This window comes from Geodermatophilus sp. SYSU D00867 (genome assembly GCF_054050315.1).
This window is the reverse complement of sequence record NZ_JBJGZC010000007.1, coordinates 95,755-116,266: the sequence shown is the minus strand read 5'-3', so window position 1 is coordinate 116,266 and position 20,512 is coordinate 95,755. Positions and strand designations below refer to the sequence as shown.

Genomic DNA, 20,512 nt, shown 5'->3' with positions numbered 1-20,512 from the left:
CCCGCCCGCTCCCAGAGGAGCGACCGGGGTCCCCCTCTACCCCGCGACGCTCCCGTCGCACACCGTGGTCGGCGTGTCGCGGGCGGCCGGGTCGCGGACGGCAGGATCGGCGGCCGTGGGGACCTCCGTCGTCGAGCTCGGCCCGCCGCTGGCCGTCGTCCTGGTGCTGCTCACCGTGCTGGCGGCGGCGGGTGGGCGGCTGTCCGGGCTGGGGCAGGAGCGGCCGGTCGTCGTCGCGGCGCTGCGGGCCACCGTCCAGCTGGCGGCGGTCTCGGCGGTGCTGCTGGTCGTCGTCCGCTCGCTGTGGCTGTCGGCGGCGTTCGTGCTGCTGATGGTCACCGTCGCGGCGGTCACGGCGGCAGGACGGGTCAGCGGCCTGCCGCTGCGGGCGCCCGGTGCCCCGCGCCGGGTGGGGTCCGCGGCCCTGGCGGTGGCCGGCGGCGCGGCGCCGGTGGTCGCGCTGGTGCTGGCCAGCGGCACGGTGCCGCTGCGCGGCGAGGCGGTGATCCCGGTCGCGGGCATCCTGGTCGGCGGCGCGATGACGGCGACGTCGCTGGCCGGCCGGCGGCTGCGCGAGGAGCTGACCACCCGCCGCGGCGAGGTCGAGGCGGCCCTGGCGCTGGGCCTGCTCCCCCGCGACGCCGTCCTCGAGGTCGCCCGGCCCTCCGCCGCGACCGCCCTGCTGCCGCCGCTGGACCAGACCCGCACCGTCGGCCTCGTCACGCTGCCCGGCGCCTACGTCGGCGTGCTGCTCGGCGGGGGCGGCCCGCTGGCCGCCGGCGCCGCCCAGCTGCTGGTCCTGGTGGGTCTGCTGGCCGCCGAGGTGGCGGCGGTCTGGGTGGTCACCGAGCTGGTCGCACGGGGGCGGGTGCTGCCGGACCTCCCCCGCTGAGGACGCCCAGACACCTCACAGGCGCTCCGCAGGGCCCCGCCAGATGCCGCGCCGAGAGTGGTCCCCAGAGCGGCGGACGGCCGCCCAGGAGGAGGACCACAGCAGTGAACGGACACCCGTACCCGAACCCGGCGCAGCCGACCGGTGCGACCCCGGGCTGGACCCCGCCGCCGTCCGGCGACTCCTGGTACCCGCCGGCCGGCACCGCGACGGGCACCCTGCCGCCGCCGGCGCCCGCCCCCGCGCCGGCGCCGGAGAGGCGGCGGGCGGGCCGGCTGCGGATGGGCGTCGCCGGGCTGCTCGCCGGGGCCCTCGTCGGCGGCGGCGCCGGGGCCGGGGTCGTCGCCCTCACCTCCGGCGGCGGGAGCGGCGGCAGCGGGACGGCGGCCACGGCGCAGTCGGTGGTCATCACGGACCCGGAGAACGCGACCGCGGTGACCGCCGCGGCCGCCAAGGCCTCGCCCAGCGTCGTCACCGTCTACGTGACCAGCGGCTCTGGCTCGGGCAGCGGCTCGGGCGTGGTGCTCTCCGACGACGGCTACGTGCTCACCAACAACCACGTCGTCACGCTGGACGGCAGCACCGGCGACGCCGCCGTCCAGGTGCGCACCTCCGACGGCACGCTCTACGACGCCACCGTCGTCGGCACCGACCCGACCTCGGACCTCGCCGTGATCCGGCTGCAGGGCGCCGGCGGGCTCACCGCGGCCACGTTCGCCGACTCCGACGACGTGCAGGTCGGGGACCTCGCCGTCGCGATCGGCGCGCCGCTCGGCCTGTCCGACACGGTGACCGACGGGATCGTCAGCGCCACCGACCGCGCGGTGGCCACCGGTTCCACCCAGGACGACGCCACCGTCATCGACGCGCTGCAGACCGACGCCGCCATCAACCCCGGCAACTCCGGCGGCGCGCTGGTCGACGCCTCCGGCGAGGTCATCGGCATCAACACCGCGATCGCCTCGGTGGCCTCGGGGGCGCCCGGCTCGTCGTCGCAGAGCGGCAGCATCGGCGTCGGGTTCGCCATCCCGAGCAACACCGCCCAGCGGATCGCCGAGGAGATCATCGACACCGGCTCGGCCACCCACGCCGTCCTCGGGGTGAACGCCCAGACCGCCGGCGGGACCGCCTCGTCCGAGGTGGGCACCGGCGCGCAGGTCGTGCAGGTGCAGCCCGGCGGGGCCGCCGCGGAGGCGGGCCTGCAGGCCGGCGACGTCGTCACCGCGGTCGGCGACCGGGCGGTGACCACCTCCACCGAGCTGACCGCCGCCATCCGCAGCTCGGCCCCCGGCACGCGGGTGCAGCTGACCGTGCAGCGCGACGGTGGGACGTCGACGGTCGAGGTCACCCTCGGCAGCAGCGCGGACTGACCCCTCCAGCCCGGGAAGGCACCCTCCCCCGCCTCTAGGCTGGGGAGGGTGTCGTCGTCTGTGAGCGCCCCGCTCGCCTCCTCGCTCGACGACCCGGAGCGCGCCGCCGGGCTGCGGCGGATGAAACGGCTGGCCACGGGGCTGTTCCTGCTCGCGGCGGCCGTCTTCCTCGCCTGCGTGCTGCTCGGCGACACCGCCGGGCCCTGGGTCGGGTACGTGCGGGCCACCGCCGAGGCCTCGATGGTCGGCGCGCTGGCCGACTGGTTCGCCGTCACCGCGCTGTTCCGGCACCCGCTGCGGCTGCCGATCCCGCACACGGCGATCATCCCGCGCAAGAAGGACCAGATCGGCGCGAGCCTGGGCACGTTCGTGCAGGAGAACTTCCTGACCCGCTCGGTCGTCGAGGAGAAGCTCGCCACCGTCGACGTCCCCGGCCGGCTCGGGACCTTCCTGGCGGCGCCCGGCCGCGCGGAGCGGCTGGCCGGCGACGCCGCCGCCGGGCTCACCGGCCTCACCGACCTGCTGCGCGACGACGACCTGCAGCAGGCCGTCTCCGGCCTGGTCGACCGCAAGCTGCACGCGACGCCGGCGGCGCCGGTGCTGGCCCGGGTCCTGGAGCTGGTGGTCGACGGGGACCGGCACCAGGAGGTCCTGTCGGCGGGCCTGCGCTACCTCGCCCGGTTCCTCGAGGAGAACCGGGTGGTGTTCCGCGCCCAGCTCGGGGACGCCTCCCCGTCGTGGGTGCCCAACTGGGTCGACGACCGGGTGTTCGACCGCGTGTTCGCGGGCGTGCAGGGCTTCCTGGAGGAGGTCGGTGCCGACCGCGACCACGAGCTGCGTCGGGTCTACGACGCCCGGCTGCGCGCCTACGTGCACGACCTGCGCACCGACCCCGACACCGCCGCCCGCGTCGAGGGGTTCAAGAAGGAGCTGCTCGACCACCCGGCGGTGCGCGCCTGGTCCTCGTCGCTGTGGACCAACGCGAAGACCTCGTTCCTCGCCGCCGCCGCCGACCCGGACTCCGAGCTGCGGTCCCGGGTGACCGGCATGATCGGCGACGCCGCCCGGCTGCTGCGGACCGACCCGCGGGTGCGCGAGCGGGTGCAGCAGCAGTCGGTGCGGGTCGCCGGCTACCTGGTGGAGCGCTTCGCCGGCGACCTCGCCGACGTCGTCGGCAGCACCGTCGCCCGCTGGGACACCGAGGAGACCAGCCGCCGCATCGAGCTGCAGGTGGGGCGGGACCTGCAGTTCATCCGCATCAACGGCACCGTCGTCGGCGGCCTGGCCGGGCTGGTCATCTACACCCTCGCCCAGCTGCTCGGCTGAGCTCAGACCAGCCGGAAGCCGCTCCACGCGAAGCCCGGCGAGACGACACAGGTCACCAGCACCTCGTCCTCCGCCGGGGCGGTCGACTGCCGGGCGCCGGCGGGCACGAGCACCTGCGGGTGCGCCGCGTCCAGCACCGTGCGCTCGTCGCCCACGTGCAGCACCAGTGCGCCCGGCCCGTGCCAGAGCCACAGCTCGTCGGCGTCGACGGTGTGCGGCGCCGAGGACTCCCCCGGTGCGAGCAGGTAGAGGATCGCCGTCGCGGCCGGGCGGTCGCCGACCGCGGCCGGCGAGGTCCAGGTGCGCCGGTACCAGCCGCCCTCGGGGTGCGGCTCCAGCCCGAGCCGGATCGCGGTGACCGCGACCGGCGAGCGGGGCCCGGAGGGTCCCCGAGGAGGGACGCGTCCGCCGGGGCTCACGGCGTCAGGGGGAGGGCACCCGGCCGCGGTGCGGTCCGGCAGGACCGCCGTGTCACCGTCGGGCCTGGGCGGCGGCGTAGAGGGCGATGGACGCCGCGACGCTCACGTTGAGCGACTCGGTGTCGCGGGCGATCGGGATGCGGACGACGACGTCGCAGCGCTCGCGCACCAGCCGCGACAGCCCCGCGCCCTCCGCGCCGACGACCAGCGCCACCGGGTCGGCGAAGCCGTCGTAGTCGGCGATGTCCACGTCACCGTCGCCGGCCAGGCCGACCGTCTGCAGGCCGGCGTCCTGGTAGGAGGCCAGCGCCCGGGCCAGGTTGACCGCGCGGGCCACCGGCAGCCGGGCGGCGGCGCCGGCGCTGGTGCGCCACGCCGAGGCGGTCATCCCGACCGCGCGCCGCTGCGGCACGACGACGCCGTGCGCGTCGAAGGCGGCCGCCGAGCGGACCACCGCGCCGAGGTTGCGCGGGTCGGTGACGCCGTCCATGGCCACGACCAGCGGCGGCCGGCCGGAGTCGCGGGCGACGTCGAGCAGGTCGTCGGGGTGCGCGTACTCGTAGGGCGGGACCTGCAGCCCGATCCCCTGGTGCAGCGCGTTGTTCGACATCCGGTCGAACTCGGCCTTGCCCACCTCGAGCAGCGGCAGGCCGCGGTCGCTGGCCATGTGCAGCGCCTCGGTGATCCGCTCGTCGGTCGCCGCCCGGGTGTCCCCGGTGACGACGTACAGCGCCGTCGCCGGGATCTGCGCGCGCAGCGCCTCGACGACGGGGTTGCGGCCGAGCAGCAGCTCCGGCGCCTCCTCGGCGCGCTGGCGGCTGCGGTCGCGCTCGGCCCGGCGGCGGGCGTCGGCCTGCGCGCGGCGCTGCGCCGGGTGGCCCGTGCGCTTCTCGGCGGGCGGGGTCGCCCCGCGGCCGGCCAGCGCGCGGCGGTTCTTGCCGCCGGTGCCGGCGGTGGCGCCCTTCTTGCCCGCGCCGCTCGTGCGGCCGCGGCGCTGGCTGTTTCCGGCCATCAGCGGGTCAGCTCCCATCGGGGTCCCTGCGGGGTGTCCTCGACCTGCACGCCGAGGGCGGTGAGCTGGTCGCGCAGCGCGTCGGCCGCCGCGTAGTCCTTCCGCGCGCGGGCGGCCTGCCGCTGCTCCAGCGCCAGCCGGACCAGGCCGTCGGTGACCTCCGCCAGCCGGCCGTCGGCGCCCCCGCCGGCCGCCCAGTGGGGGTCGAGCGGGTCCAGCCCCAGCACACCCAGCATGCCCCGCACGGCGCCGAGCGCGTCGGCCAGCGCGGCGTCGTCCCCCTCGGCCAGGGCGGTGTTGCCTGCGCGGACGACCTCGTGGACGACGGCGATCGCGGCCGGGGTGCCGAGGTCGTCGTCCATGGCCTCGCGGAACGCCGGCGGCAGGCCGGTGGCGGTGTCCCGGCCGGCCCGCTCCGCGGCGCGGTGCACGAACGACTCGATCCGCCGGTAGGCGGCGGCCGCCTCGGCCAGCGCGGCGTCGGTGAACTCGACGGTGGACCGGTAGTGCGGCGCCACCAGGTAGTACCGCAGCTCGACCGGGCGCACCCGGCGGACGACCTCGTCGACCAGCGCGGTGTTGCCCAGCGACTTGCTCATCTTCTCGCCGCCGAGGGTGACCCAGCCGTTGTGCATCCAGTACCGGGTGAACGGCAGGCCGGCGGCCATCGACTGGGCGCGCTCGTTCTCGTGGTGCGGGAAGCGCAGGTCCAGCCCGCCGCCGTGGATGTCGAACTCCGCGCCGAGGTAGCGCCCCGCCATCGCCGAGCACTCCAGGTGCCAGCCGGGCCGGCCCGGACCCCACGGGGTCGGCCAGCTCGCGGTCTCCGGCTCGCCGGGCTTGTGCGCCTTCCACAGCGCGAAGTCGCGGGGGTCGCGCTTGCGCTCGTCGGTGTCGGTGTCGGCGGCCGGCTGCAGGTCGGCCAGCGCCTGGCGGGTCAGCTCGCCGTAGCGGGGGAAGCTGCGGACGTCGAAGTAGGCGTCGCCGTCGACGGTGTAGGCGTGCCCGCGCTCCACCAGCCGCTCGACCAGCGCCACCATGTCCGTCACGTGCCCGGTCGCGCGCGGCTCGTAGGTGGGCGGCAGGACGCCGAGGGCGTCGTAGGCGCGGGTGCAGGCCAGCTCGTTGGTGTACGCCCAGGCCCACCACGGGACGCCGTGCTCGGCGGCCTTGACGAGGATCTTGTCGTCGATGTCGGTGACGTTGCGGACGTAGGTGACCTCGAGCCCGCTCGCGGTCAGCCAGCGGCGCAGCACGTCGAAGGCGACGGCGGCGCGCACGTGCCCGACGTGCGGCGGTCCCTGGACGGTGAGCCCGCAGACGTACACCGAGGCCTCGCCGGGACGCAGGGGCGTGAAGTCCCGGACCGCGCGCGCGGCCGTGTCGTACAGGCGGAGGCTCACTGCGGGGAGTCTACGGACCCCGTGCGCACGACCAGCGCCGTCGCGAGGGCGGCCCGGCCCTCGCCGCGGCCGACCAGCCCCAGCCCGTCGGTGGTGGTGGCGGTGACGCTCACCGGGGCGCCCAGCGCCGCCGACAGCGCCGCCTCCGCCTCCGCCCGGCGCGGGCCGAGCTTCGGCGTGGGCGCCACGAGCTGCACCGCCGCGTTGCCGACCCGCCACCCGGCGGCGGCCAGGGTCTCCCGCACGTGCTCGAGGACGGCGACGCCGCGGGCGCCGGCCCAGCGCGGGTCGTCGGTGCCGAGCAGCCCGCCGATGTCGCCGAGACCGGCCGCGGACAGCACCGCGTCGGTCAGGGCGTGCGCGGCGACGTCGCCGTCGGAGTGCCCGGCGCAGCCGTCGGCGCCGGGCCACCGCAGCCCGGCCAGCCAGCACTCCCGGCCGGCCTCGACCGGGTGCACGTCGACGCCGAGGCCGACGCGCGGGAGGTCGTCGCTCACCGGGTGGCCTGCAGCGCGGCCAGGTGCAGGTCGTGCGGCACGGTGACCTTCGCGGCGCGCTCGTCGCCGGCGACGGTGGTCACCGGCACGCCGGCGGCCCGCACGACGGCGGCGTCGTCGGTGAGCGCTGCGGCGTCCACGAGGGCGTCCACGAGGGCGTCGTCCAGGGCGGCGTAGGCGGCCACCAGGACGGCGCGGTCGAAGCCCTGCGGCGTCTGCACCCGCCGCAGCACCGCGCGGGGCACGGCCTCGGTGACCGTGCCGGCCGCGTCGACGACGACGGTGGTGTCCACGACCGGCAGCACCGGGACGACGGCGGGCACGCCGGCGGCCAGCGCCGCCAGCACGCGGGCCACCACGTCCGGCGGGGTCAGCGGGCGGGCGGCGTCGTGCACGAGGACGGCGTCGGCGTGGGGGCCGGCGGCCGACAGCGCGGCGCGGACCGAGGCGGTGCGGGTGGCGCCGCCGTCGACCAGCGCGACGCTGCCGGGCAGGACGGCGGCGAAGGCGTCGCGCTCGGCCGCGGGCACGGCGACGACGACCTCGTCGACGCCACCGGCCAGCAGCGTGTCGACCGCCCAGGAGACCAGCGGGCGGCCGGCCAGCTCGACGAGCGCCTTGGGCTTGTCCGCCCCCAGACGCGAACCACTCCCGGCCGCTGCGACGATGCCGACAGCGGACACGGGAGTGGTCCGGGAGAGCGAGGGTGCAGGGGTCAGCTGGCGAGGACCTCGTCGAGCAGCACCTCGGCCTTGTCCTCGTTGGTCCCCTCGGCGAGCGCGAGCTCGCTGACCAGGATCTGGCGGGCCTTGGACAGCATCCGCTTCTCGCCGGCGGAGAGGCCGCGGTCCTTGTCGCGGCGCCACAGGTCGCGGACGACCTCGGCCACCTTGTTGACGTCGCCGGAGGCCAGCTTCTCGAGGTTGGCCTTGTAGCGGCGCGACCAGTTGGTCGGCTCCTCGGTGTGCGGGGCCCGCAGGACCTCGAACACGCGGTTGAGCCCGTCCTGACCGACGACGTCACGGACGCCGACGATCTCTGCGTTGTCGGCCGGCACGCGCACGGTGAGGTCGCCCTGGGCGACCTTCAGCACGAGGTAGGCCTTCTCTTCGCCCTTGATGACCCGCGTCTCGATCGCCTCGATCAGAGCGGCACCGTGGTGCGGGTAGACGACGGTCTCGCCGACAGTGAAGCCCATGTGTGTGTGACCCCTTTCGCTGCACCCAGGTTAGCACGGCACACTGACGGCCGGAACGGTCGGCCGGTGGATATCCGCAGGTCAGAGGCCTGATGAAGTACTGGGGAGGGGTTGACAGGGCGTGGTCGGTGTGCCTGCACGGGCCTCGTGGGGCGCCTCCGTCCGCGCGCTCGTCCTGGCCACGCACGCGCCGCCGGCGGTCGCGGTCACCGTCGTGGCGACCCTCCTCGCGGTCACCGCGCAGGTGTCCCCGGGGCGCACGGTGCTCGTGGGACTGGCCGTCCTCGCAGGTCAGGCGTCCATCGGGTGGAGCAACGACTGGCTCGACGCCGACCGTGACCGCGCCGTCGCGCGGGCCGACAAGCCGGTCGTGCAGGGCGCCGTGGCCCCCGCCACGCTGCGCGGGGCGGCCCTCGGCGCGGCCGGCGCGGCCGTCGTCCTGTCCCTGGCACTCGGCTGGGTGCCGGGACTGCTGCTGCTGGTGCTGGTGGCCAGCGGTTGGGCCTACAACGCGGGTCTGAAGCGCACGGTGGCCTCCGGGCTCCCCTACGTCACCGGTTTCGGCGCCCTGCCCGCCGGGGTGGTGGCCGCGGCGCCGGGCGTCCCGGCCGCGCCGTGGTGGCTGCCGGCCGCCGGCGCGGCGCTGGGCGCGGCGGCCCACCTCGCCAACGTGGCCCCCGACATCGCCGACGACCTGGCGACCGGGGTGCGCGGTCTGCCGCACCGGCTGGGTCCCCGCGTGTCGGCGGTGGTGGGTGCACTGCTGCTCGGGACGGCGTCGCTGGTGCTCGTGCTCGGCCCGGCCGGCCCGCCCGCGTGGTGGGGCTGGGCGGGGCTGGTGCTGGCGGTGCCCGCGGTCGCCGTCGCCGCCCTGGCCGGGACGGCGCCCTTCCGCCGGCTGGCCTTCCCCGCGGTGATGCTGTTGACCGTGCTCGACGTGGTGCTGCTGCTGGCGGGCGGGGCCGCGCTCACCTGAGCGCGGCCCCGCCGTCGGTCACTTCCTGCCGTTGCCGTTCCCGTTTCCGTTGCCGTTGCCGTTGCCGTTGCCGTTGCCGCCGCCGTTGCCCTGGCCGTGGCCGTTGCCGCCGGTCGAGGTGGTGGCGACGGGCTCCTCGGGCGCGGGCGCCGGGGTCACGGCCTCCTGCTCCCCGGTCGCCGGCTCCTCGGTGACGGGCTCGGTGACCGGCTGGGTCTCCGGCTGCTCGGTCACGGTGCCCTGGCGGGCCTCCTGGCGGGCCGTGTTGCGAGCGTGCGCCGCGGCGCTGACGTCAGGGCCGACCTTGGTGCCGGACGCCCGGCTCGCCGCGACGATCGCGTGCACGAGGTGACCGAAGGACCGCCCCTCGTCGACGCCGGCGAGCGGGTCGTCCTCGGGGGTCGTGGGCTCGGTGGCGGGCTCCTCCTCGGCGCCGTACCCGGTGCCGTCCCCGGTGCCCCCGTCGGTGGAGGCGTCGCCCTCCCCGCCGGTCGGGTCCTCGGTGGCGGTGTCGTCGGTGGCGGTGCCGTCGGTGGCGGTGTCGTCGGTGGCGGTGCCGTCGGTGGCGGTGTCGTCGGTGGCGGTGCCGTCGGTGGCGGTGCCGTCGGTGGCGGTGCCGTCGGTGGTCTCGCTGCTCTCGACGAGGGCGGGGGCGGAGTCCTCGGGCAGGACGACGGCGGCGGTGGTGCCCGCGGTCAGGGCGACCGCGACCGCCCCACCGGCGACGGCGGCCTTGGCGACCGCGGAGAGCGCGGCGAACTTGACGGCGAGGGAGGTGGTGAACACGTGGGGTCTCTTCCGTGAGGCCCGGGCGGGGTGCCCGGTCGTCCGCGTGGACGGGTCCGACTGGTCGGTGAGCAGACCGGTCGCCAGCAGCTCGGCCAGGGCCGCGTTCGGGCGGCCCGGCGCGGTGGCGGAGGACCGGACCGCGTCGGTGAACGCGGCCAGGTACTGCGCGCCCTCGGGCACGGGCCGGCCGGCGAGGCAGGCCGCGAGGGCCTGCTCGGCGGTCCGGGCGTCGGCTGGCGTGGTCATCTCGCCCCCGTCATCGCCGGACGGGCCCGCAGGGGTGCGCGGCCCGTCGTCGTCTCCCTCGTCGGGGTGGGCCCGGCCGGCTCCAGCTCCTCGCGCAGCCGGCGCAGGCCGCGCCGCTGCAGCGCCTTGACCGAGGCCACGGAGCGGCCGATCACCGCGGCGACCTGCTCGACGGTGAGGTCGGCCAGGACCCGCAGCAGCAGGACCGAGCGCTGGTCCTCGGGGAGGCCGGCGCACAGCCGGTGCACCGTCTCGGCGCCCAGCCGGGCCAGGACGTCGTCCTCCACGTCCCCGCCGGCGACCTCGGGGAGCAGGTCCGCGCCCCCGTCGGCGAGCTGCGGGCGGCGGCTGCGCCGGCGCAGGTCGTCGACCAGCCGCCGGTGGGCGATGGTGAACACCCACGACCGCAGCCCCGCCTCGTCGCCGGTGAAGCCGGACAGCCCGCGGAAGACCGCGAGGAACGTCTCGCTGGCCAGGTCGTCGGGGTCCGGGGCGCCGTGCAGCCGCAGGTAGCCGGTGACCACCGGGGACAGGTCCCGGTACAGCACCTCGAAGGCCCACGCGGCGCCCGTCCGGGCCGCCGCGAGGACGTCGTCGAACGCGGCTCCGACCGCCATCCGCACCTCCCGTGCCGTCCCCGTGCAGGGGAGGCATCGGCAGGCCCGACGCGGAACTGGACCGTCCGTCCCCCGATCAGGGGGCGGCGGTGCCCCGGGCGGCCTCCTGCTCGACCACGATCGGCAGGTCCTCGACCGGTCCAGGCCCTGCAGCGGACGGCGCATCCGCCGGTTGCCGGCCAGCCGCTCGCGGTCGCGCTCGAGGAAGGCCCAGCAGCCGGCGGTGTAGGAGGGGCAGGCGTCCTCGCCGCGGCGGCCGCGGCCCTCCGCCCACCGGGCGACCCCGGCCTGGCTGCTCACGGAGCCGCGCGCGGCGAGCACCTGCACGCCGGGGCGGCGCAGGACGTGGTCGCGGCTGCTCCACGTGGTGGGCGCGCAGGCGCTCAGCGGCTCGTCGTGGCGGTCCGGGGCCTCGGCGCAGGTGGTGACCTGGTGGACGTCGCCCCGGTCCCCCAGCTCGGCGGCCCGGTGGCGCAGCGCGGACAGCACGAGGTGGGCCTCCTGCCGGTGGAACCGGCGGCGGGCGGACACCGCCTCCGACTCCACCGGGAGCACCGGCCGGCCGGGCGCGTCGAGGAGGTGCGGGCCGGGCTGGTCGGCGGAGGTCCACCGGCGCGTACCGGGCGACCGTTCGGGGAAGTCAGCGAGGGCCGGGTCGCGCGGCTCGCCTCCGGCGCCGGGTCCTGGGCGCCCCATCGGCCTCACCTCCCGGCGGACGTGGTGGGTGGACCGTTAGGCTCGGCGCGACTCGGGCCATCGAGACGCACGGTGGCCGGCTGCTGTTTCCCCCGTGGAGGTCGACCGCTGTGAACCGCGCGCTGCGCGCCGCCGTGATGGGTGCCCTCGTCCTCAGCCCGGTCGCGCTCGGCGCCTGCAGCGCCGGCCAGGTCTCGCAGACCGGCACCCAGGACCGCGACAAGGTCGGCCCCCAGGCGCAGGTGGAGGACATCCTGCTGCGCCAGATCCTGCTGGCTCCGCCGGAGAACGGCCGCTACGAGGAGGGCGACGACGCCGAGCTGATCGTCACGATCGTCAACGCCTCGAACTCCGACGACACCCTCACCGGCATCGAGGGCGAGGGCTTCGGCGGCGTGCTGGTGTCGGCGACCGGCCCGACCCCCTCGCCGTCGTCGCCCGCCGGCAGCTCCCCCACGGCCACCCCGACGCCGGGCAGCACCGGCGCCACCCCGGGTGCGTCGCCCTCCGCCGGCTCCACGGCGAGCACCCGGGTGTCGCTCGACATCCCGGCCGACACCGCGCTGTACATCGGGCGCGAGGACGGCGCGACGGTCACGCTGCAGGACCTCAGCGAGGAGCTGACGGCCGGGCAGACCCTGACGCTCACCCTGTCCTTCGAGCAGGCCGGCGACATCACCACGCAGGTGCTGGTGGCCGGTCCCGACGAGGAGATCGACCGCGGCGAGGCGTTCGACTTCGAGGAGGGCCTCGAGCCGGAGAACCCGGAGAGCGAGGAGGACACCCAGGCCGAGTAGCCGGCCTGGAGTGACCGGACCGGAGTGACCCGTCCGGCCTCCCCGGGAGTGTCGGTACCCCCACCTACCGTGGCGGCGTGCCCTCTGGAGTGAAGTCCGCCCGTCCCGCCCACCGCTGCACCGAGTGCGGCTTCTCGTCGGCGAAGTGGATGGGCAAGTGCCCGGAGTGCCAGGCCTGGGGCACGCTGCAGGAGGTCGGACCCGCCGCGCCGGCACTGCGCTCGGTCGCCGCCGGCCCGGTCACCGCGCCCGCCCGGCCGATCGCCCAGGTCCAGCTCGACGGCGCGCGGGCGGTGCCCACCGGCATCGCCGAGTTCGACCGCGTCCTCGGCGGCGGCCTGGTGCCCGGCGCGGTGGTCCTCGTCGCCGGTGAGCCCGGCGTCGGCAAGTCCACGCTGCTGCTCGAGGTCGCCCACCGGGTGGCGGAGTCCAACGGGCCCACGCTGGTGGTCTCGGGCGAGGAGTCCGCCGCGCAGGTGCGGCTGCGCGCCGAGCGGATCGGCGCGCTGCACGACCGGCTGTACCTCGCCGCCGAGACCGAGCTGTCGGCCGTCCTCGCCCACGTCGAGCAGGTGGCGCCCTCGCTGCTGGTGCTCGACAGCGTGCAGACCGTCCGCTCCTCCGCGGTCGAGGGCACCGACGGCGGCGCCACCCAGGTCCGCTCGGTGGCCACCGCGCTCACCGCCGTCGCCAAGTCCCGCGGGATGACGACGATCCTCGTCGGCCACGTCACCAAGGACGGCGCGATCGCCGGGCCCCGGGCGCTGGAGCACCTGGTCGACGTCGTCGTGTCCTTCGACGGCGAGCGGCACTCCACGCTGCGCCTGGTGCGCGCCACCAAGAACCGGTTCGGCCCGGCCGACGAGATCGGCTGCTTCGAGATCGGCGACGGCGGGGTGGTCGGGGTGCCCGACCCGTCGCACCTGTTCGTCTCGCGGCGCACCGCGTCGGTGCCCGGCAGTTGCGTCACGGTGACCATGGAGGGCAGCCGGCCGCTGCTGGCCGAGGTGCAGGCCCTCGTCGCCCAGAACACCGGCGGCGGCTCGCCGCGGCGGGCGGTCAGCGGGCTGGACTCCCAGCGCGTGGCGATGGTCAACGCCGTCGTCGAGCGGCGCGGCGGCGTCCGGCTGGCCGACGCCGACGTGTTCGCCGCCTCCGTCGGCGGCGTGAAGATCGCCGAGCCGGCGGCCGACCTCGCGCTCGCGCTGGCCATCGCCTCGGCGTCGCGGGACACCCCGCTGCCGGAGGGGATGATCGCGCTGGGCGAGGTGGGTCTGTCCGGTGAGATCCGGCGGGTCGGCGGCACCGGACGGCGGCTGGCCGAGGCCGCCCGCCAGGGCTACCGGCTCGCGCTGGTCCCGCCGGACGCCGGCCAGGCCCCCAAGGGCATCCGGCTCATGGAGGTGCCCGACCTGGGAGCGGCGCTCGCCGGGCTCTTCCCCGGGTGAGCCCGCTCACCACCCCCCGCTCACGACCGGCAGGTCGGCGTGCCACGTAGACTCAGGCGCCGTACCACGACGACGTCAGGAGCGCCCGTGCCCCCCGCTGTGGACTCCGAGGTCGCCCTGCGCGAACTGCTCGGCCGCATCGCCCCGGGGACCGCGTTGCGCGACGGCCTGGAGCGCATCCTGGCCGGCCGCACCGGCGCCCTGATCGTGCTCGGCTACGACCGGGTGGTGGAGTCCATCTGCACCGGCGGGTTCGCCCTGGACGTCGCGCTGTCGGCCACCCGGCTGCGCGAGCTGGCCAAGATGGACGGCGCGGTGATCCTGTCCTCCGACGGGCTGCGCATCGTCCGGGCCGGCGTGCACCTGATGCCCGACCCGACCGTGCCCACCGAGGAGTCGGGCACCCGGCACCGCACCGCCGAGCGGGTGGCCGTGCAGACCGGGTTCCCGGTGATCTCGGTCAGCCAGTCGATGCACATCATCAGCGTCTACGTGGCCGGCCGGCGCTACACGCTCGAGCACCCGACGACGATCCTCGCCCGCGCCAACCAGGCCCTCGCGGCGCTGGAGCGGTACAAGCTGCGCCTCGACGAGGTCGCGAGCACCCTCTCGGCGCTGGAGATCGAGGACCTGGTCACCGTCCGCGACGCGATGAGCGTCAGCCAGCGGCTGGAGATGGTCCGGCGGATCGCCGACGAGATCGAGGGCTTCGTCGTCGAGCTGGGCACCGACGGCCGGCTGCTGGCCCTGCAGCTCGACGAGATGCTCGCCGGCGTCGAGGAGGACCGCGCGCTGCTGGTGCGCGACTACCTGCCCGCCGCGGGCACCCGCCGGCCGCGCACCATCGAGGACGTGCTCGCCGAGCTGCGGGCGCTGTCGGCCACCGAGCTGCTGGACCTGTCCGCCGTCTCGCGCTGCTACGGGCTGCCCACCTCGGCCGACGCGCTGGACTCCCCCGTCAGCCCGCGCGGCTACCGGCTGCTGGCCCGGGTGCCGCGGCTGCCCGCGGCGATCATCGACCGCCTGGTCGACCACTTCGGCGGCCTGCAGAAGCTGCTGGCCGCCACCATCGAGGACCTGCTCGCCGTCGAGGGCGTCGGTGAGGCCCGCGCCCGGGGCATCCGCGAGGGCCTGTCCCGGCTGGCCGAGACCTCGATCCTCGACCGCTACAGCTGAGCGGGGCCCACCACCGGCGACGTGCCGGAACGGCTACCCCGCCGGGGCCCGCCGCGAGCCTGCGAGCGGTGGGGGGCAGGGACGTCCCTCGTCAGGTGATGGTGAGGACGGCGTCCGGGCTGGTCTCGGTGTCCAGCTGGGCGCGCAGCACGTACTGACCCGGGGCCACCGGCACGCGCTCGGCGGTGCAGGTCGGCTCGCTGGTCAGGCCGGTCCAGACCAGCGGGAACACCACCTGCTCACCGGGCTGCAGCGTGCGGGTGTCGCTGCTGGTCTCGGGCCGGCAGTCGTTGCTGCCCCACAGCCGGGTGCCGGCCGCGTCGAGCAGCACCATCTCCTGCAGCTGCTTGTCCAGCACGCGGGTGCACGGCACCGCGGCGGTGTTGGTGACGACGAGCTCCAGCGTCGGCGAGGACCCGGAGGCGACCGTGCCCGGCGTGCGCACCTCCAGCGCGACCACGTCGTCGCCGCACGGTGCGCCGGCCTCCTGCACCGGGGCGGCAGGCGCCGGGGGCGGGGCGGGCGTCGGGGTGGGCGGCGGGGTGGGGGTCTGCACGCTGGCCAGCGACGGGAGGACCCGGTCGAGTGCGGGCGGCTCCGCCGCGGCCGGCGCCGTCGACGCCGCCTCCGAGGTGCCGGCGGCCGAGGCCGAGCCCTCCGGGCCGCCGCCCAGCAGCGCCACCCCGAGCCAGCTCCCGCCGCCGAGGACGGCGACGAGCAGGAGGAGCACGAGCAGCCGCCGTCGCCAGTAGACGGCAGCCGGCAGGGGCCCGACCGGGTGCAGCACGAAGGCGACCGTAGTCGGCGGCCGCCGACCGTCCCGACAGGGCACGCCGCCGTCCGGGCCGGGCACACTGGACCCCCGTGAGCAGCACCGCCGGACTCGGGGACGCCCTCGTCGACTGGTACGACACGGCGGCCCGCGACCTGCCGTGGCGGCGACCCGGCGTGGACCCGTGGGCGGTGCTGGTCAGCGAGGTGATGCTGCAGCAGACGCCGGTGGCGCGGGTCGAGCCGGTGTGGCGCGCCTGGACGGAGCGCTGGCCCACCCCGGCCGCGCTGGCCGCCGCGTCGCCGGCCGAGGTGATCCGCGCCTGGGGCAAGCTCGGCTACCCGCGGCGGGCGCTGCGGCTGCGGGAGACCGCCGTCGCCCTCACCGAGCGGCACGGAGGCGCCGTCCCGGCCGACGTGGCGGCCCTGGAGGCGCTGCCGGGCATCGGGACGTACACGGCCCGGGCGGTGGCCTGCTTCGGCCACGGGAGGCCACAGCCGGTCGTGGACACCAACGTGCGGCGGGTGGTGGCCCGGCTGGTGCACGGCCGCGCCGAGGCCGGGACCGCCCGCGCCTCCGACCTGACCGACGTCGCGGCGCTGGCGCCGGCGGACCGGGAGCGGGCGTGCCGGTTCTCGGTGGCGGCCATGGAGCTCGGCGCGCTGGTCTGCGTGGCCCGCACACCGCGGTGCGGGGTCTGCCCGGTGCGGGACCGGTGCGCCTGGCGGCTGGCCGGCTGCCCGGCCGCCGAGGGGCCGCCGAGGCGGGTGCAGCGGTTCGCGGGGACCGACCGGCAGGTCCGCGGGCGGCTGCTCGACGTCCTGCGCGCCGCCGACGGTCCGGTGCCCGCCCCGGCCCTGGACGCAGCCTGGGACGACGCGGTGCAGCGGTCCCGGTGCCTGGACTCCCTGCTGGCCGACGGGCTGGTCGAGCAGACCGACGACGGCCTCTTCCGACTCCCCCACTGACCGGACCCGCGACGCCTCGCGCCGCCCGGACCCGGTCGCGCGACGACCCCGCGGCACGGTTCACCGTGGCCCGCGCAGCTGCCCGGGGACCTCACCGCCCGACCCCTGACCAGGGACGACGCCCGCGCCGTGTACGAGGTGACGGCCGCGCAGGAGCTGCACGACGTCGGCGTCGTCCTGATCGAGGAGGCCGACGTCGTCGGGGACTGGCAGCGCCCCGGCTCCGACGTACCGGCCGGCACGCTCGACGTCTTCGACGGCAGCCGGCTGGTCGCCTACGCCGAGGTCTCGGGCGAGGGACGCGGGGGTGCCGCCGCGCACCCGCGGTACCGCGGACGAGGCATCGGGACGGCGCTGGCCGCCTGGACCCGGCGACTGGCAGGCGAGCGCGGCGCCCCGGTCCTCGGCATGACCGTGCCGCAGGGCTCCCCCGCGGACGTCCTGCTGGAACGCCTCGGCCACCACGTCCGGTGGACCTCGTGGCTGCTGGAGCTCCCCGGGGACAGGCGGATCGGGACCCAGCCCCTGCCGGACGGGTACTCCCTCCGGACGGCGGACGGCGAGGCGGACCACCGGGCCGCCTGGGCGGTGGTCGAGGACGCCTTCCTCGAGTGGTCGCAGCGGGACCGGCGGTCGTTCGACGACTTCGCCGCGACGACCGTGCGCCGACCCGGGTTCGAGCCGTGGCACCTCCGGGTCGTCGTGGACCCGCGTGGCGACGTGGTCGGCGCCTGCTTCCTGGTCACCGGTGGCACGGACGGCTGCGTCGACGAGCTCGCGGTGCGCCGGGACCGGCGCGGACTCGGGCTGGCCCGGGCCCTCCTCGCGGACGCCTTCGCCGACGCCCGCCGGCACGGCGCCACGCGCTGCGAACTGTCCACCGACTCCCGCACCGGCCCCCTCGGCCTGTACGAGCGGGCCGGGATGGTCGTCACCGGCACCTCGGTGCACCGCGCCGTGGACCTCGGCCCGGTCGCCGTCCCCCGCTGACCGGAACACGTCCCCCGGCGACGACACACGACGGCACCGGCGGTCACCTCGCCGTCCACCGGCGTCCGCACCGGGTGGCCGCCCGGGAGCCACCCTCGGCCCCTGGGACGCGGCAGGGGCCGCCTCCCTCGCGGGAGACGGCCCCTGTCGGTGGAGCTACCTGCTCACTCCTTGCGGAGCGACGGGCCCTGGGTGCCGTCCTCGTCGTCGCCGACGGTCAGCGCCACCGGCGGCGTGTCGGGCAGGTCGATCGGCTTGGTCTCGCCGCGGAAGGTGAACTTCGCGGCGGTGCCCTCGCCCTCGACGTCCACCACGACGATCTGACCGGCGGTCAGCTCCCCGTAGAGGATCTTCTCCGACAGCGCGTCCTCGATCTCGCGCTGGATGGTCCGGCGCAGCGGCCGGGCGCCCAGCACGGGGTCGAACCCGCGGGCCGCCAGGAGCTTCTTGGCCTCCTGGGTGACCTCGAGCGACATGTCCTTGTTGCTCAGCTGGCTCTCCACGCGGGCGAGCATCAGGTCGACGATCTGGATGATCTCGGCCTCGGTCAGCTGGTGGAACACGACGATGTCGTCGATGCGGTTGAGGAACTCAGGCCGGAAGTGCTGCTTGAGCTCGTCGTGGACCTTCGTCTTCATGCGCTCGTAGTTCGACTGGTCGTCGTTCCCGGCCTGGAAGCCGAGGCCGACCGCCTTGGAGATGTCCCGCGTACCGAGGTTGGTCGTGAGGATCAGGATCGTGTTCTTGAAGTCCACGATCCGGCCCTGACCGTCGGTGAGGCGGCCGTCCTCCAGCACCTGCAGCAGCGTGTTGAAGACGTCGGCGTGGGCCTTCTCGATCTCGTCGAAGAGGACCACCGAGAACGGCTTGCGCCGCACCTTCTCGGTCAGCTGGCCACCCTCGTCGTAACCGACGTAGCCGGGAGGGGCACCGACGAGCCTCGACACGGTGAACCGGTCGTGGAACTCGCCCATGTCGATCTGGATGAGCGCGTCGTCCTCGCCGAACAGGAAGTTGGCGAGCGCCTTGGCGAGCTCGGTCTTACCGACACCCGAGGGGCCGGCGAAGATGAACGAGCCACCGGGGCGACGCGGGTCCTTGAGGCCCGCGCGGGTGCGCCGGATCGCCTGGCTGACGCTCTTGATGGCCTCTTCCTGGCCGATGATCCGCTTGTGGAGCTCGTCCTCCATGCGGAGCAGACGGGTCGTCTCCTCCTCGGTGAGCTTGAAGACGGGGATGCCGGTCCAGTTGGCCAGCACCTCGGCGATCTGCTCGTCGTCGACCTCGGCGACGACGTCCATGTCGCCGGCCTTCCACGCCTTCTCCCGCTCGGCCTTCTCGGCCAGGAGGGTCTTCTCCTTGTCGCGCAGCGACGCGGCCTTCTCGAAGTCCTGCGCGTCGATCGCGGACTCCTTCTCGCGGCGGATGCCGGCGATCCGGTCGTCGAACTCGCGCAGGTCCGGCGGGGCGGTCATCCGCTTGATCCGCATCCGGGCGCCGGCCTCGTCGATCAGGTCGATCGCCTTGTCCGGCAGGAAGCGGTCGGAGATGTACCGGTCGGCCAGCGTGGCGGCGGCGACGAGGGCGCCGTCGGTGATGCTGATCCGGTGGTGCGCCTCGTAGCGGTCGCGCAGGCCCTTGAGGATCTCGATCGTGTGGGTGAGCGTCGGCTCGCCCACCTGGATCGGCTGGAAGCGGCGCTCGAGCGCGGCGTCCTTCTCCAGGTGCTTGCGGTACTCGTCGAGCGTGGTGGCGCCGATGGTCTGCAGCTCGCCGCGGGCCAGCATCGGCTTGAGGATGCTGGCGGCGTCGATCGCGCCCTCGGCGGCACCGGCACCGACGAGGGTGTGGATCTCGTCGATGAACAGGATGATGTCGCCGCGGGTGCGGATCTCCTTGAGCACCTTCTTGAGGCGCTCCTCGAAGTCACCGCGGTAGCGCGACCCGGCGACCAGGGCGCCGAGGTCGAGGGTGTAGAGCTGCTTGTCCTTCAGCGTCTCGGGGACCTCGCCCTTGACGATCGCCTGGGCCAGGCCCTCGACGACGGCGGTCTTGCCGACGCCGGGCTCGCCGATGAGGACGGGGTTGTTCTTGGTCCGCCGCGAGAGGACCTGCATGACCCGCTCGATCTCCTTGGCCCGCCCGATGACCGGGTCGAGCTTGGAGTCGCGCGCGGCCTGCGTCAGGTTGCGGCCGAACTGGTCGAGCACCAGCGACGTCGACGGCGTGCCCTCCGAGGGACCGCCGGCCGAGGCCGGCTCCTTGCCCTGGTAGCCGGAGAGCAGCTGGATGACCTGCTGGCGGACGCGGTTGAGGTCGGCGCCCAGCTTCACGAGGACCTGGGCGGCCACGCCCTCGCCCTCGCGGATCAGGCCGAGCAGGATGTGCTCGGTGCCGATGTAGTTGTGGCCGAGCTGCAGCGCCTCGCGCAGGGACAGCTCGAGCACCTTCTTCGCCCGCGGGGTGAAGGGGATGTGCCCGGACGGGGCCTGCTGGCCCTGGCCGATGATCTCCTCGACCTGCTGGCGGACACCCTCGAGCGAGATGCCGAGCGACTCGAGGGCCTTGGCAGCGACGCCCTCACCCTCGTGGATCAGGCCCAGGAGGATGTGCTCGGTGCCGATGTAGTTGTGGTTGAGCATCCTGGCCTCTTCCTGCGCCAGGACGACCACCCGTCGGGCTCGGTCGGTGAACCGTTCGAACATCTGCTGCTTCTCCTCTGACCGGCTGGTCCGGCACGTCCCTCCCCACGAGCGGGGAGGAGCACCCGACGTCCGTCGGCGCGCTGGGGCACCGGTCGTTCCACTGTAGTCACGGACCACGCCGTCCCGTCGGCGGCGACCGGCGGTGCGGTGGGTGGCTCGCCCGGTCCAACCGATGGTGGCGGGCCGGTGTTCCGGCGGGGTTACGCCGACAGCGG

At 75.8% G+C, this 20,512-nt stretch carries 19 protein-coding genes; 9 read left to right on the top strand and 10 right to left on the bottom strand.

What is annotated here, in order from left to right; all coding sequences use genetic code 11:
• Positions 1-115: 115 nt before the first annotated feature.
• The 3 genes from ACI8AK_RS08500 (at position 116) to ACI8AK_RS08490 (ending at position 3,588) form a co-directional block, all read left to right on the top strand.
• On the top strand, positions 116-892 hold the full coding sequence (locus ACI8AK_RS08500) for an ABC transporter permease (protein ID WP_387987115.1): 777 nt from the start codon (positions 116-118) through the stop codon (positions 890-892).
• A gap of 104 nt (positions 893-996) precedes the next feature.
• Positions 997-2,262, top strand: coding sequence for a S1C family serine protease (locus tag ACI8AK_RS08495; protein ID WP_456955849.1), 1,266 nt, complete (start codon positions 997-999; stop codon positions 2,260-2,262).
• Between the two features lie 60 nt (positions 2,263-2,322).
• Positions 2,323-3,588 carry a DUF445 domain-containing protein gene (locus ACI8AK_RS08490; RefSeq protein ID WP_387987121.1) on the top strand — a complete coding sequence of 422 codons (1,266 nt, stop codon included), beginning with the start codon at positions 2,323-2,325 and terminating at the stop codon, positions 3,586-3,588.
• A gap of 2 nt (positions 3,589-3,590) precedes the next feature.
• Here ACI8AK_RS08490 and ACI8AK_RS08485 read toward each other — a convergent pair whose 3' ends face one another.
• From ACI8AK_RS08485 to ACI8AK_RS08460, 6 genes are read right to left on the bottom strand one after another with little or no spacing between them, the layout of a single operon-like run.
• On the bottom strand, positions 3,591-4,007 hold the full coding sequence (locus ACI8AK_RS08485) for a cupin domain-containing protein (RefSeq protein WP_456901707.1): 417 nt from the start codon (positions 4,005-4,007) through the stop codon (positions 3,591-3,593).
• 52 nt (positions 4,008-4,059) lie between these two features.
• Entirely contained in the window at positions 4,060-5,019 is a 960-nt protein-coding gene (gene rlmB, locus ACI8AK_RS08480) for a 23S rRNA (guanosine(2251)-2'-O)-methyltransferase RlmB (RefSeq protein WP_456955847.1), read from the bottom strand.
• Positions 5,019-6,422 (bottom strand): cysteine--tRNA ligase, encoded by a 1,404-nt coding sequence (gene cysS, locus ACI8AK_RS08475; protein ID WP_387987129.1) that lies wholly within the window; start codon positions 6,420-6,422, stop codon positions 5,019-5,021. Before cysS ends, rlmB begins: the two co-directional genes overlap by 1 nt.
• On the bottom strand, positions 6,419-6,919 hold the full coding sequence (gene ispF / locus ACI8AK_RS08470) for a 2-C-methyl-D-erythritol 2,4-cyclodiphosphate synthase (protein ID WP_387987131.1): 501 nt from the start codon (positions 6,917-6,919) through the stop codon (positions 6,419-6,421). The genes cysS and ispF overlap by 4 nt, the downstream gene beginning before the upstream one ends.
• Positions 6,916-7,602: a 2-C-methyl-D-erythritol 4-phosphate cytidylyltransferase gene (gene ispD / locus ACI8AK_RS08465; RefSeq protein WP_387987133.1), complete on the bottom strand. Its 687-nt coding sequence runs from the start codon at positions 7,600-7,602 to the stop codon at positions 6,916-6,918. The genes ispF and ispD overlap by 4 nt, the downstream gene beginning before the upstream one ends.
• A gap of 32 nt (positions 7,603-7,634) precedes the next feature.
• Entirely contained in the window at positions 7,635-8,117 is a 483-nt protein-coding gene (locus ACI8AK_RS08460; RefSeq protein ID WP_073418385.1) for a CarD family transcriptional regulator, read from the bottom strand.
• 130 nt (positions 8,118-8,247) lie between these two features.
• Here ACI8AK_RS08460 and ACI8AK_RS08455 point away from each other — a divergent pair, with 130 nt between their 5' ends.
• A complete protein-coding gene (locus ACI8AK_RS08455) occupies positions 8,248-9,093 on the top strand; it encodes a UbiA family prenyltransferase (protein WP_387987137.1) in 846 nt (281 codons plus the stop codon).
• A gap of 18 nt (positions 9,094-9,111) precedes the next feature.
• Here ACI8AK_RS08455 and ACI8AK_RS08450 read toward each other — a convergent pair whose 3' ends face one another.
• Together ACI8AK_RS08450 and ACI8AK_RS08445 are read right to left on the bottom strand one after the other, a co-directional pair.
• A complete protein-coding gene (locus ACI8AK_RS08450) occupies positions 9,112-10,128 on the bottom strand; it encodes a hypothetical protein (protein WP_456955845.1) in 1,017 nt (338 codons plus the stop codon).
• Positions 10,125-11,441, bottom strand: coding sequence for a sigma-70 family RNA polymerase sigma factor (locus ACI8AK_RS08445; RefSeq protein ID WP_387987143.1), 1,317 nt, complete (start codon positions 11,439-11,441; stop codon positions 10,125-10,127). Before ACI8AK_RS08445 ends, ACI8AK_RS08450 begins: the two co-directional genes overlap by 4 nt.
• Positions 11,442-11,551: 110 nt before the next feature.
• On the opposite strand from ACI8AK_RS08445, the gene ACI8AK_RS08440 reads away from it, so the two are divergent.
• The 3 genes from ACI8AK_RS08440 to disA all read left to right on the top strand — a co-directional run bounded on the left by ACI8AK_RS08440 (position 11,552) and on the right by disA (position 14,862).
• Entirely contained in the window at positions 11,552-12,238 is a 687-nt protein-coding gene (locus ACI8AK_RS08440; RefSeq protein WP_387987146.1) for a copper chaperone PCu(A)C, read from the top strand.
• Between the two features lie 77 nt (positions 12,239-12,315).
• Positions 12,316-13,686, top strand: coding sequence for a DNA repair protein RadA (gene radA, locus ACI8AK_RS08435; RefSeq protein ID WP_456901715.1), 1,371 nt, complete (start codon positions 12,316-12,318; stop codon positions 13,684-13,686).
• An 87-nt stretch (positions 13,687-13,773) separates the two neighbouring features.
• Entirely contained in the window at positions 13,774-14,862 is a 1,089-nt protein-coding gene (gene disA / locus ACI8AK_RS08430) for a DNA integrity scanning diadenylate cyclase DisA (protein ID WP_387987151.1), read from the top strand.
• A gap of 91 nt (positions 14,863-14,953) precedes the next feature.
• Here disA and ACI8AK_RS08425 read toward each other — a convergent pair whose 3' ends face one another.
• On the bottom strand, positions 14,954-15,649 hold the full coding sequence (locus ACI8AK_RS08425; protein WP_456955844.1) for a MucR family transcriptional regulator: 696 nt from the start codon (positions 15,647-15,649) through the stop codon (positions 14,954-14,956).
• 77 nt (positions 15,650-15,726) lie between these two features.
• On the opposite strand from ACI8AK_RS08425, the gene ACI8AK_RS08420 reads away from it, so the two are divergent.
• Both ACI8AK_RS08420 and ACI8AK_RS08415 read left to right on the top strand, forming a co-directional pair.
• Positions 15,727-16,602, top strand: coding sequence for an HhH-GPD family protein (locus ACI8AK_RS08420; RefSeq protein WP_387987157.1), 876 nt, complete (start codon positions 15,727-15,729; stop codon positions 16,600-16,602).
• 129 nt (positions 16,603-16,731) lie between these two features.
• Positions 16,732-17,592, top strand: coding sequence for a GNAT family N-acetyltransferase (locus tag ACI8AK_RS08415; RefSeq protein WP_456955842.1), 861 nt, complete (start codon positions 16,732-16,734; stop codon positions 17,590-17,592).
• A 164-nt stretch (positions 17,593-17,756) separates the two neighbouring features.
• Here the strand turns inward: ACI8AK_RS08415 and ACI8AK_RS08410 are convergent, their stop codons facing one another.
• Complete coding sequence (locus tag ACI8AK_RS08410; protein ID WP_387987164.1) at positions 17,757-20,297, bottom strand: ATP-dependent Clp protease ATP-binding subunit; 2,541 nt, start codon at positions 20,295-20,297, stop codon at positions 17,757-17,759.
• Positions 20,298-20,512 lie beyond the last annotated feature (215 nt).

Bases quoted from the DNA above. Each gene is read 5' to 3' on its own strand.
- ACI8AK_RS08410 (WP_387987164.1), bottom strand. From the start codon at position 20,297: ATGTTCGAACGGTTCACCGACCGAGCCCGACGGGTGGTCGTCCTGGCG.
- ACI8AK_RS08460 (WP_073418385.1), bottom strand. From the start codon at position 8,117: ATGGGCTTCACTGTCGGCGAGACCGTCGTCTACCCGCACCACGGTGCC.
- ACI8AK_RS08445 (WP_387987143.1), bottom strand. From the start codon at position 11,441: ATGGGGCGCCCAGGACCCGGCGCCGGAGGCGAGCCGCGCGACCCGGCC.
- rlmB (WP_456955847.1), bottom strand. From the start codon at position 5,019: ATGGCCGGAAACAGCCAGCGCCGCGGCCGCACGAGCGGCGCGGGCAAG.
- ACI8AK_RS08450 (WP_456955845.1), bottom strand. From the start codon at position 10,128: ATGACCACGCCAGCCGACGCCCGGACCGCCGAGCAGGCCCTCGCGGCC.